1 protein-coding gene is annotated in these 326 nt (G+C 35.3%); it reads left to right on the top strand.

Translation table 11 applies throughout. The annotated features are described in order from the left end of the window. Positions 1-173: 173 nt before the first annotated feature. Positions 174-281, top strand: coding sequence for a M48 family metalloprotease (locus AOA59_RS33400; RefSeq protein WP_143522729.1), 108 nt, complete (start codon positions 174-176; stop codon positions 279-281). Positions 282-326 lie beyond the last annotated feature (45 nt).

The raw sequence follows: 326 nt of genomic DNA, 5'->3' as shown, positions 1-326 counted from the left end.
CTATTATGTACAGTATTTTACAGAGGACTATCGCCCTGCAAAAGTTGAAGAAAGGTTACAAAGATGGAATTCAAAAAGTGGAAAAGAAAATTGGGTCTGCAGTCCATCCATGGTCAAGAAGAATTCCATAGATGAATACAATGCTTGGGTTTACGTTATGAAATTCCTTATAAATAGGCGACTTCTTTTATATTACTGAGGGGATTTTTGAAAAATTTAGTCCTGAGGAGATCACATCAATTATCTGTCATGAAATTGGTCATCTAAAACTTTATAAGTAAGATGCTTGAGCATAAAGCGGATGCTTACGCGGTTAGTTTAATGGG

The sequence above is a fragment of the Pseudomonas sp. 2822-15 genome, assembly GCF_002742515.1.
In the GTDB taxonomy this organism is placed as follows: domain Bacteria; phylum Pseudomonadota; class Gammaproteobacteria; order Pseudomonadales; family Pseudomonadaceae; genus Aquipseudomonas; species Aquipseudomonas salomonii.
The sequence above is the reverse complement of the archived record's forward strand: the minus strand, read 5'-3'. Positions and strand labels throughout refer to the sequence as shown.